This is a genomic window from Peribacillus sp. NPDC097675 (genome assembly GCF_050277655.1).
GTDB lineage: Bacteria > Bacillota > Bacilli > Bacillales > DSM-1321 > Peribacillus.
On record NZ_JBNNSK010000002.1, the window covers coordinates 193,682 to 205,907 of the forward strand.

9 protein-coding genes and 1 pseudogene are annotated in these 12,226 nt (G+C 36.8%); 3 read left to right on the forward strand and 7 right to left on the reverse strand.

The features are described from left to right. Nucleotides 1-266: 266 nt before the first annotated feature. From ACQKL5_RS04210 to ACQKL5_RS04225, 4 genes are all read right to left on the reverse strand, one after another. Nucleotides 267-668 carry a hypothetical protein gene (locus ACQKL5_RS04210; protein WP_427606771.1) on the reverse strand — a complete coding sequence of 134 codons (402 nt, stop codon included), beginning with the start codon at nt 666-668 and terminating at the stop codon, nt 267-269. Between the two features lie 233 nt (nt 669-901). Continuing rightward, nucleotides 902-2,098, reverse strand: a complete 1,197-nt coding sequence (locus tag ACQKL5_RS04215) for a GHKL domain-containing protein (RefSeq protein WP_427606772.1) — start codon at nt 2,096-2,098, stop codon at nt 902-904. A gap of 490 nt (nt 2,099-2,588) precedes the next feature. Further along, nucleotides 2,589-3,044: an SMI1/KNR4 family protein gene (locus ACQKL5_RS04220; protein WP_427606773.1), complete on the reverse strand. Its 456-nt coding sequence runs from the start codon at nt 3,042-3,044 to the stop codon at nt 2,589-2,591. A 437-nt stretch (nt 3,045-3,481) separates the two neighbouring features. Next, complete coding sequence (locus tag ACQKL5_RS04225) at nt 3,482-3,832, reverse strand: ArsR/SmtB family transcription factor (RefSeq protein WP_427606774.1); 351 nt, start codon at nt 3,830-3,832, stop codon at nt 3,482-3,484. Between the two features lie 828 nt (nt 3,833-4,660). On the opposite strand from ACQKL5_RS04225, the pseudogene ACQKL5_RS04230 reads away from it, so the two are divergent. After that, nucleotides 4,661-5,993 (forward strand): annotated as a pseudogene (locus ACQKL5_RS04230) (IS3 family transposase). Between the two features lie 104 nt (nt 5,994-6,097). Here the strand turns inward: ACQKL5_RS04230 and ACQKL5_RS04235 are convergent. After that, nucleotides 6,098-7,714 (reverse strand): thiamine pyrophosphate-binding protein, encoded by a 1,617-nt coding sequence (locus ACQKL5_RS04235; protein WP_427606775.1) that lies wholly within the window; start codon nt 7,712-7,714, stop codon nt 6,098-6,100. A gap of 966 nt (nt 7,715-8,680) precedes the next feature. Here ACQKL5_RS04235 and ACQKL5_RS04240 point away from each other — a divergent pair. Together ACQKL5_RS04240 and ACQKL5_RS04245 are read left to right on the forward strand one after the other, a co-directional pair. After that, nucleotides 8,681-9,124 carry a DUF1641 domain-containing protein gene (locus tag ACQKL5_RS04240; protein WP_427606776.1) on the forward strand — a complete coding sequence of 148 codons (444 nt, stop codon included), beginning with the start codon at nt 8,681-8,683 and terminating at the stop codon, nt 9,122-9,124. Nucleotides 9,125-9,166: 42 nt separating this feature from the next. Continuing rightward, nucleotides 9,167-10,348 carry an NAD(P)/FAD-dependent oxidoreductase gene (locus ACQKL5_RS04245; protein ID WP_427606777.1) on the forward strand — a complete coding sequence of 394 codons (1,182 nt, stop codon included), beginning with the start codon at nt 9,167-9,169 and terminating at the stop codon, nt 10,346-10,348. Nucleotides 10,349-10,574: 226 nt separating this feature from the next. On the opposite strand, the gene ACQKL5_RS04250 is transcribed toward ACQKL5_RS04245, so the two are convergent. Further along, nucleotides 10,575-11,183, reverse strand: coding sequence for a class I SAM-dependent methyltransferase (locus ACQKL5_RS04250; protein WP_427606778.1), 609 nt, complete (start codon nt 11,181-11,183; stop codon nt 10,575-10,577). A gap of 120 nt (nt 11,184-11,303) precedes the next feature. Next, nucleotides 11,304-12,110 carry an SDR family NAD(P)-dependent oxidoreductase gene (locus tag ACQKL5_RS04255; RefSeq protein WP_427606779.1) on the reverse strand — a complete coding sequence of 269 codons (807 nt, stop codon included), beginning with the start codon at nt 12,108-12,110 and terminating at the stop codon, nt 11,304-11,306. Nucleotides 12,111-12,226: the final 116 nt, after the last annotated feature.

Here is a 12,226-nt window from a genome sequence, read left to right on the forward strand (position 1 = left end):
TATCCCCAGAGCTTTTCATCCCCGTTGAAAGCGAGGGGGTCACCTTGACTACAACGAGAAAAATTGACCACTATTGTAAAAAGTATTGTTTCTTCTATAGTAAAGTACTCCTGTCCTTATCGATTCATTCGAAACGTTTATTGATATATGTTTATTAAAGTTAAAGCTATGTTAAAGGTTAATGGTAATTTTATATAATAAAAGGGAATTCCATATTTTCTTGGAGTTCCCTTTTTCAATTAAAGCCCCTGATTATAGTTATGTCTTCAAATCAGTTCTTCTAATTTTTGATATTCTGTTTTAAAAAACGCATTTCTCACACGAATCGTGTAAACCAAGACAATAATTGAAAAAATCACATTACCGAAAAATGGCTGTTGAGGTTGATTAGACAGTAGTAAGGAACTTATTATGCCGAAAAGAACAGAATAAACAATCATTACCCAAAAGCCCCATTCTTTCATTTTCATATACCCATAAACCATTCCTAATGAAATGATTGCCAACAATACTCTCATTAGTCTTTCAGGCACAATCGGTATTCCAAATCTATCAGCGATACCAATTGAATTAGCATCAGCATTATAAAAAATGGCTGTAAACAATAAAGCAATCGCACCAAAAATATAAAAATAACTAATTATTGAAACTCCTAAAGGTCTCGTCAATAGTCCCCCTCCTCGCCATTCTTAACAACTCATTCTCGCTCTTTTCATTACATTATAGAGTAAAAGTTCATTTTTTCCAAATATCAACAGATTTATTCAACACAGCCAAAATTAAAAAGCATGAGTCCAGTACAAATACCGAACTCATGCTCAACAGGATGCCTAGAAATAACCATGTCTTACTTTTGGGGTCATTTCACAACCAATCTATTCATCTATAGCCATAAAAAAGATCATTCTGCAGGTATCAAGACTATTATACTCGTTTCTATTTCATTCGAATCCACAAAAATCTCTCCGTTATATCTTCTCACTAAATCCTTAACGATAAATAAGCCTTGCCCACGGTCTTTTCCCTTTTCTTTCTTTTTGGTGGAATATCCACTTCTGAAGATATTTTCTTGATCTACCAAGCTAATCATAGGTCCTGAATTCTTAACGGCAAACATATAGTTTCCTTCCTCGGTTTTACAAGTAATATTCATACGGCGGTCTTGCTCAGGCAATTCAATGGTAGCTTCTATGGCATTATCTATTACATTCGATAATAATTTAATTAGATCTGTCGTTTTTATAGTATCAAATGAGTCAGGAGAAATATCAAGCGTGATGTCGATATTATAATTTTGAGCAGACAGCCTTTTGGTTTCCAAAAGGACGGACAACCCTGGATGGGTTACATCCAATTCCATGGACTCTATTGAATGTACTTCTTTAGAAAGACTGGTTAAATACTCCAAAGCTTTGGCACTCTCCCCTAGCTTTAAGAGTCCGTGTGCAACTTGAACGTGATTGGAAAAGTCATGCCTTAGGGAACGTACAGAAGCGATAAGTGATTGAAATTCCGTCCGATAAGTATCTTCCGTATCAACGACTTCTCGTTTCATCTCTTTTCGATACCATTTTTGTATCAATATAAAAGCAATAGCCAGGATAATAACAAATGCACCAGAATAAATAAGGTTAAAGATGCTGCTTTTAATAACCTTATCGCTTATCGCATGAATGGATTCTGCACTCACATCTATGCTCAAGGCACCTATAACTGTACCGTTTTCATCTTTTATCGGCACTCCAACTGTCATATATTCTCCATAAACAGGATCATTAAGGATATCAGTGATGAAGGTTCTCCCCTCATATGCCCTTCTGACCTGTTTTGCCGGGACAGTACAAGGCACTCCAATTGCTATATCTTCATCTTTGAATTCTTCAGGAAGACTTGCAATCATGACTTTTGATTTTATTGGGTTGTCCACTTCTAGGGTATATACATGAAGGGCCCCAATATTTTCACGTGCCTGTTCTAAGTAGTTTTGGATATCCTCATATTCTCGGTTCTTTACTCGGGTTTCAAGAAAATGTGTATATGCTTCTTTATCCAGCGAATTAGAAATAGATTTCGCGGATATCACACTCTGATTGGCCATAGATCTTTGAACAGAATGTTGAATACTCAAATAAGAAGTAAACATATTTAAAAGAACAAATGCAAGTAACAAAAGGAATATAAATATAAGGAATATTTTAACCTTTTTATTTCTCATAAAATTTGATATACCCCATCTCTGGAAGTTAAAAGTTTTCAAGCCACTATAATTTTACTATAAATAGAAGGAAAGAAATATAGTAAACTCGTATTGTTTCTGTATTTATAGGTATATTTAATCACACTATACTCGGATAATAAAATGTCTTAATATTCTAATCATTTTTCCAAGAACATTGGTCTAATTTATAAAGCTGGAGACCAAAATTAATTTGATGGGAAAACAAGATGTGACCAGAGAATCACAACCCATTTGACCTATTTTAGTGCCCCGTGCGTATTTTGACGGAAACCACCTTAATTCAGCATTGTACCTTCTAAACGAAAAATCCTTGAGAGGTTTTAACCAATCAAGGAGTCTAAAAACATTATTATATTTCCTCTGGAACCTTCAAGCCCTCAATAAAGGATTGAAAGGTCTCCGTCACTTTGTAAATATTTTCATCCTGGCTTGATGGATCTGCATACCATCCTTGATCCCAAAAGTAGATTCCTTGTTCATCTTCATTTTCAATTAACAGGATTTTCCCTACATAAGTATCTTTACCTATTATGATGCAATTGCTATGTAGTCCTTCTTTATGCTCTTCATGTATTTTCTGTAAGTCAAGCTGTTCATTATCAATATCTAAGCCATATAACACATCCAAAGACACATGCGTGTCTAATGCCTCGACATAAAACTTAGCATGTTTTACACTTGTGTTCCCTCCATTAAATTCAAGGAGGAATTGTTTATAATCAGCAGGGATTTCAAATCCAATATGATGCTCAAAGTTATTAATCGCTTCCTGCGTTGCTTTTCCATATCCTGTGATATTGCTCATCTTATCAACTCCATTTTTTATTATATAACCTAAACGACCGATTGAAATAAAGCCTACCTTTAATTGATATTTAAATACCATTTTCTTGAAAAGTATTGAAAAGAAAAAGAAATATAATGTAACCAGAGGTAATTCCGGGGATATAAAATAAAACCGAACGCAGATGTCTTTTAATACAATAGATATCAAATAATTATAATCGTACAATATTTTAAGTTATTCTTATTCCGGAGGGACCATAGAATTTAAAGTTACTATCATTCCCCTTTATTTATCCTATACCACTTTCTTAAAATATATTAACATAATTTCACTAATTTTCATCAGTATTTTCTGAAAAGACCAGGGAAAATAGGAAAAATAAACCAAAATGCAAATGAGAATATACAGCGGTGACATGGTCATGATTATATGATGTCACCACTTTTCCCAGCTTACTAAAACTTATTTCTGTTTTTACCCTCATTTTCACTTATTTTATCTAACATTGTTATGGTATCTACCAAATGATTATTAAATATCTGACGTGCTATAGAAAGAAGCTCCACTATCATGGGGTCTCTCAACGAATAGACGACACGATTCCCATCTTTCCTACCTACAACAATATTTTTCCCCCGTAAAACCGTTAGCTGCTGAGAAACCGCTGAACCCTCACTACCAATAAGGTTTTGAATTTCATTTACATTTTTATCTCCTTCTGACAATAACTCAAGAATTTTAATTCTTAAGGGATGTGCAAGTGCCTTAAAAAATTCCGCTTTAAATTGTTGCATTTCAAGATTCAATGATAATTCTCCTCTTCAAAAAATTAACTAGAAAAGACCCGTCTTCTTTCCTCCATAACTTGGTGGACCCCAGTTAAAGCCGCACGCTCTCTAGAAACAAGAGAGTTTACGGCCAGACACTTTTTCAAATCCAACTGTATAAGAGCGAATTCGATTACTACTCAATTAAACTAATTCTCAACTTCATCATGTAAACCCCTTCTGATTGTTAGAAATCAGGCTGTGGTTACTTTCAGATATCAGAAAGATTTCTTTTTTATAAATGTTGAAAAAGGCTAAAGGGTAACAATCACCAGTGAATCATGCAATAACCGGGCCTGTCCAATTTCTTTGGTATGATATGTATTTCCCCAATAATAGACTGTTCAAAAGTTTGCCCTCCACCGAAATAAAGTGACCCTTACACATTATATTACAAATATGTTGACAATAAGGCATATATGTAACTACTCAGCTATTAGGATGTAACAATACTTTTCAGTTACCATTGTATCACTCATAGTGCAGTGGTTATAAATTTTAATAATCTAGATGTCCATGCACCCCTTCTTTCATGAAGGGATGATTCTAAACATTGTTTGTTTCTTCCGTCTATGAATAAAATTTATCCTCCACTTTTTATCTGGTTATTTTAGTATACTATTATTAGAATTTAAACTACTATTCAAAACATGAATTAGAAAACATATCTGGAATATATCATAAAAAAAGAGGCACATAACCAATTTTGAACTATACCCCGGATAACGGACACACATAAAAAAAGTGTCCCTTATCCGGGGTTTTTTATGTTTCAATAGATGTAATGAGTATGGACGGAGGGTTTATATGAGTAAAAATATATATACTGAATTTCAGATTAAAGAACTTGAAAAGAATCCAAATATCATGAGTGCTTCGGAGCGATCTATCTCCTATCATCCTGCATTTAAAACAAAAGCTGTTAAGGAATATAAAAAGGGGAAATCCCCCTCACAAATTTTCATTGAACAGGGATTTAATCTCGAAATAATCGGTAAAGAACAACCTAAACGTTGTTTACAGCGCTGGCGTGAGACATTCGAAAAGTTTGGTGAAGATGGGTTCCTTACGGAACGCCGTGGAAAAGGAAATACAGGACGCCCTTCTTCCAAGCCACAATCTATGGAGGATCAACTTAGGAAAGCCGAAGCCCGAATTAAATTCCTTGAAGCAGAAAATGACTTCCTAAAAAAGCTGGAAGAGTTAGAAACGCGGGCGTTGAAAAAGAAATAACTTTATCTCCAGGTGAGTATTTCTTTCTGATTGAAAGGACGATTAGGACATGAAAGCTAAAGAAGGCTGTTGCCTATCTATTCAAATTAGCTGGTGTAAGTCGAAGTGGCTACTACGATTGGTTAAAGGCAGCCTCAACCCGTGAGCTACGTGAGGAACAGGATGATTTGGATATAGAATTAATTAAAACGATATTTCTCAATAAAAAGGAAAAAGTAGGAGCGCTCCAAATCAAAATGATTATGGAAAAAGATTATTTGGCCGTCATGAATCATAAGAAAATCCGACAGTTGATGTCAAAGTATAGCCTCTTTGCAAAAATTAGAAGGGCTAATCCATATCGAAAGATGGCTAAGGCAACCAAAGAGCACCTTACTTGTCCAAACCTTCTTAATCGTGAATTCGAACAGAAGGAGCCAGGAAAAGTACTGCTTACTGACATTACCTACCTTTATTATGAAAAGGTCAAAAAGCGTATTTGTCATGTGTAAAAGATGCGGCCACAAAAGAAATCCTTACATATCATTTATCCACTTCATTAGATATGAATATCGTTTATGAAACATTAAACAAGCTAAGGCATACTATGAATAACAAGTTCCATTCGGGTGCAATTCTGCATTCTGACCAGGGATTCCATTACACCCATCCGCTATTTCAAAACAAAGTAAAGCAACTCGGGCTAACCCAATCCATGTCCCGTAAAGGGAAACTGTTGGGATAATGCGCCGATGGAAAGATTTTTTGGCCACTTTAAGGATTTAGCAGAATATAAAACTTGAGTAATTTAACGGATGTGAAGGAAGAAGTTGATCGAGTTATAGAAGAATACAATGTGTTTCGTTACCAATGGGGACTAAAAAAAATGGCCCCGGTACAATACCGGGACCACCTATTAGCCGTTTAGGCACTTTTTTATACTGTCCGAAAAGGGGGGAGTTCATTTTTGATTAAGTGCCTCTTTTTTTCTTTAATGTTCACCCTATAAATCCCCATCCATCAAAGAATGGGTTATTCTGTTTCTGGGAAGAAAATTTGCGCCGTACGTATATCAACTAAAGCGGGTAAGTCCGAGTGCAAAGCTTCCTCGAGGGAAGCTTCCAGTGCGCTTTCCGATTCTACGTACAATCCCTTCCAGCCACAAGCTTCTGCTATTTTTACGAAATCCGGATTTGTTAGACCAACGCCGACTTCATCCCCACCTTCTGCTTTAATTTTATCCCGCTCCATTTGTAAAGATTCATTATTCAATACAATGACAGTAATCTTAATGCCATACCGTTGCGCGGTAAGTAAATCCGCAAGTGTCATCTGGAGACCACCGTCCCCGACAACAGCCACTACCTGTTGATTTGGTTCGATTAATTTGGCTGCCATTGCTGCTGGCAGACCAAACCCCATTGTTCTCCAGTAACCTGAAAATAGTACCCTTTGTTTTTTTTGGCGCATGATTCTATTCATCCATACCGTTACATCCCCTGTATCGATTGCCAGAATCGCGTTTGGATTGATCGATCTTTCAATTGCACGAACGATTCTTGCGGGATGCAAAGGAGTACCCTCACTATTGCCTTCCTCCTCTAATTGAGCTGACCATTTATCTTTCGCTACCTGGCGTTGGTTCATCCACACGTCGTTTCTATCAAAATCTTTTAATCCTTCAATCAACTTGGGAATAACCTCTTCCGTCTTACCAGCAATCCCGATTTCGACTGGTATATTTTTTTCAATTTTATCGAAATTACTGTCAATCTGAATGATTCTAGCGTCGTTTGGTACATATCCTTCAGGCCACCATGTGACACCGGCAAGCAATACGACGTCCGCCTCCATGAAAATCCCTTTAGCATACGGATTTCCTCCTTCACCAATTCCTTGTAAAAGATTCGGGGAGCTGACCTCGAACGCCCCTTTTCCTCCCAGACTGGTAAGAATGCCTGCTCCCCATGTTTCCGCAAGCTTTTCAATCGCTTCTGAAGCGCCCCTAGCACCTGCTCCAGCAAGAATCATTGGTTTTCTTGCTGTTTTCATTACATCAAGAATACGATTCTTGCTTTCTTCTTCTATAAAGGAGGCACTTTTGACCAGTGTGGGTAAACGCCTTGGTTTCACTGTCGTTTTTTCCTCGAAAAAATCCTTTGGTATGGAAAGATGAGTAACTGTCCTCTGTCCAAGTGATTTTTGAGCCGCTTTTTGCATAACATCGATAATCGCATCAGGACTAGTCAAATTAGCACTGTAGGAAGCAAAAGGCTTCACTAGCTCCTGCTGATTGACATATTGCTGATAGTCCGTACCGATTTTAACACTTGGAGCCTGTCCAGTGATGGCCAGCACTGGGGCCCTATCGGAATAGGCATCACCGAGTCCATTAAGCAAGTTAGTGACTCCAGGACCCATGGTCGCGGTACACACTCCCAATTTCCCTGTTAACTTCGCCTCCGCCGAAGCCATTAAAGCAGCTACCGATTCATGCTTTACTGCAATAAATTGAATATCTTTTTGATCCGCCAGCGCGTCAATCAAACCGATTACCGTATCTCCTACAACTCCATAAATTCTTTTCACGTCCATGAGATGTAGCTGTTCAATGATTACTTTCGCTACCGTATTCTTAGAATTTCCCAACTTTCATTAACCTCTTTTCCTTCATGCATATATGATTACATGGTAAACGTTTTATTGTGAAATCTGTTATCTTCATTGTTATTTTTTACACTAATCCATGTAATTTTAAACAAATATGGTTAATATTTATATAAAAAAACTACCTGTGCAATATCAGATAGCTTATATTCATATGGATTTTTATTATACCGACATGAGAATGAATATACTAAAGAATGAGGATCGGACAAGGCACTCAACCAAAGTGGTTGAGTGCCTTGTCTCCTTTATAATTCACGATCATATTGTTTATATAATCTTATAATCATCGTAAGTAATTAATAATCTGCTCATGGACACAGTTTCTGCACGCACTCTATTCTTATCTCGACAATAAGCGATAAGAGAACTATTAGGAAGTTTTGCCGTACTATTCCATCTGTTATGTTTTTTAGAATATTTGGAGGATATTTCGATAATCTCTCCATGAATTTTTAACAATCTTCGTTTTATCAATGGCATCATCTCCAATACAGATAATTACTTATACCCTGATTTTTAAGTGTTTATTCATAGAAATAAAAACAATCTCAAAAAAATGATAAAAAGGAATTGTTTGGAATTATGTTTACGACTCTTCTATTAAAGAAGATTTTATTTTAGATTTAATATAAAATTTTCAGATAATACTTAAGAGAAATGGATCCACCCTCATACTCTCGTAAATAATCAACTTTAAAATTATATTTATATCGTAAAAATAAATTGAAATTACCAGTCGGTAGACGTATGATTAGGAGTGTTAGGATAAAGACACGTGAGTTCAGCAAGTAAAAAGGTTTTATCATAGGGAACAAATTCAGGATGGACCTCACGGAAGCTTTAACTTTTTAAGAGAGTTTAAAGGTTAAAGTTTTCTGACTTCACAATTAATGTGACTTTGCATCCTAATTAGCAAATTTAGTTCAACGCAAAGGGGAAATAGATATGGCAGATGTAGTCTCAAAATCAAAACCTGAAAACGAAACACTTAACATCTCTGCAAGCCAAGAACAAAGAGATATCCTAGATCAACTTTTAAACCCTGAAGTACAAAAATCACTGAATAATTTAGTAGAACAATTACCAAAATTAACTGAATTAGTTAATATCATGACAAAGTCTTATGATTTTGCTCAATCTGTGGCGACTGATGAAGTATTGAAAAACGATACAGTCAGTGCTATTTCAGAAATGGCAACTCCAGTTGTTTCTTCTGTTAAAGGCCTTGCTGCCAATGCAATTGAAGCAAAAGATCGTGCTGAAGAAAGCACGGAAGTCATTGGTCTTTTTGGCTTATTACGTATGATGAAAGATCCACAAGCACAAAAGCTTTTCCGTTTCGCCAGTGCTTTCCTTGAAATCTCTGCAGAACGTAATAACCAAAAATAATTCTATAATATCATTCAACCAGTTAGGACGGGGGATTAATAAATGTCAAAACAAATCGTCATCTTAGGTGCAGGATACGGCGGATTACTATCTGCATTGACTGTTCGAAAATATCTAAATAAAGATGAAGCACAAGTTACAGTAGTTAACCAATACCCAACACATCAAATTATCACAGAACTTCATCGTCTTGCAGGAGGATCCGCTTCCGAACAAGCTGTGGCTATTCCATTAGAAAAACTTTTCAAAGGAAAAGACATCGATCTTGTCATCTCAAAAGCAGAATCTTTCTCAGTAGATAAAAAACAAGTGAAACTTGCTAATGGTTCTACTCTTACTTATGATGCTTTAGTTGTTGCTTTAGGAAGCCAAACAGGATTCTTCGGCATTCCAGGACTTGAAGAAAACAGCATGGTATTAAAATCTGTACATGATGCAAACAAAATATACAAACATATCGAAGATCGCATTCGTGAATATTCTGTTACTAAAAATGAAGCGGATGCTACAATCGTAATTGGCGGCGGCGGATTAACTGGCGTGGAATTAATCGGTGAAATCGTAGACCACTTCCCTAAAATTGCTAAGCAATTCGGAGTGGATTACAAAGACTTGAAAATCAAGCTTATTGAAGCAGGTCCAAAAATTCTTCCAGTCTTACCTGATCACTTAATTGAACGTGCCATGACAAGTCTACAAGCACGTGGTGTTGAATTCTTAACTAGCCTTCCTGTAACAGGTGTTAAAGGAAATGTTATCGAATTGAAAGACGGACAAACAATTACGGCTAATACACTTGTTTGGACAGGTGGCGTTGCTGCTCTTCCTATCGTTGGTGAATCAGGCCTTGAAGTTGATCGCGGTAAAGCAACAGTCAATGAATACCTTCAATCTAAATCTCATAATGACGTATTCGTTGTCGGTGATAGTGCTGTCGCATTCCCTCCAGAAGGTGGCCGTCCATACGCACCTACTGCACAAAACGCTTGGCAAATGGGAGAACTAGTCGGTTACAACCTTTATGCAGCTTTTGAAGGCAAAAAACTAGAAGAATTCTCTCCTATCAACTCAGGAACACTTGCTAGCTTAGGACGTAAAGATGGTGTAGCTACAGTTGGAGCTAACAACACTTCACTTAAAGGCTTACCAGCAACATTAATGAAAGAAGCAAGTAACATCCGTTATTTGACTCACATTAAAGCCCTTTACAACTTGGTTTATTAAGTTCACTACTGAACTTACTTTTTTATAAAGTCTGTAAAGATAATAGCCAGTTCCTCTCTAAAGAGAGGAACTGGCTATTTAAGTTTTCTTGGTTTATGGAAAAGTCAATCCTTATTCTAGGTTAATAGTTCCCATCTTACGTACAGCCTCATTTTAGAATTCTCCTGTTTCTCCCTTATCATTTCTATGGATTTTTCCAAAAGGGGCCTCTTCCATTAGGGTTTATTCAACAGTTCAATTGATAGATTACAAATCTCTCATAGAAATCACGCTCGGATAATTGAGGAAGCAGTATTTCTTCCTTCCATTCAAACCCCGTTTGATTCTCTAGGAAAAAGATGTAATCCTCTGACCCGTAAAAGAGTATCAATTCGATTTGGCGTGGGTGTTTTTCGAAGGAAAGTAAGATATGATTGATGATTTTCATGAAGATTTGTACCGAAAATGGATTAAAGAAATAAAAGCGATTGTCCCGGAAATCAATCATATATTCTTCTGCCAGACAGCAATGAAATTCAATACTGTTATCGTACGTTTTTACTTTCTTCATATGATTTTTACGATTTTCAACCGCCTCTAGATAGAAATCTTCATTCATCTCAACACCCACAACAGAGGCATGAAACAAGTGGGAAATATAGAAATTCAATCTCCCTTTTCCACAACCGAAATCCACGATCCGATCACTTCTTTTCAACTCATAGATTTTAAATAGTTGTTCTAGTGCGCTATATGGAGTTGGTTCATATCGGTGATAATGAATAGAGTCATTGAACCCCATTTGATTTCCACTGGTCTTGATATTAAGTAATTCATCATAGTCATTCTCTTTCATTTCAGTGCACCTGCTCACAAATATTTATCCATATTCCAACCGTTAATAGAACATTTTAAAGATGGTATGGATACCTTTCTACGCTTAAAAAGCACCCTCAGCCAAGCGAAAGAATTCTTTTCATGACTGTGACTTAGCTAGATAGTCATTGAAATCTGAAATACTGGGGTTGGCCATATAGTGACCGCCCTCCACTTGTATCGTCTGTCCTGTAATGAATTTCGACTCATCCGATGCAAGGAATAGGACCGTATATCCGATATCATCAGCTTCGCCATGGTATGGTAAGGCATTAAACTTTGCGAATATATCGAGTACAGCCTGTGGCATATTATTTTGGGCGGCCGGTGTTAAAATCAGGCCTGGCGCCACCCCGTTACACCGAATATGATCTTTACCATATTGGCTTGCGATATAGCGAGTCAAGTTCACGACAGCTGCTTTAGACGCCCCATAGGCTGATCTTGTAGAATCCCCTGTAAGACCTGCCATGGAAGCTGTATTAATTATCGAACCACCACCAGCTTTAATCATGTGCGGAATGGCAAATCTACTACCCAATAACACACTTTTCAAGTTTACGTTCATAAGCCGGTCCCACTCATCCAAATCAAGGTTCACGACATCCAGATCTTTATGTAAATTCGTTAATCCTACATTATTAACCAGTACCGTTATGGTACCAAATGACTCAACGGTCGTTTCTATTGCATTCCTGATTGATTCTTCCTTTCCGGCATCCAGGAATATACCAATTGCTTCTCCCCCCTGATTTTTAATCATTTCGGCCGCATCCTTAGCTTCTTTTTCATTTAAATCGGCAATTACTACCTTGGCACCTTCCTTGGCCATCAACACCGATGCCGATAGACCGATACCGGATGCTCCACCCGTTACTAATGCTACCTTACCTTGTACTCTTCCCACTCTTCATCCCCCTCTATTCTTATACTAGTAAACAACCTACTTTATTACTCCCTTCCATAATAAAGTAGGTTGTTTTTCTTTTCAAATCAAACTGTTATGGAATTAACTGATATCAT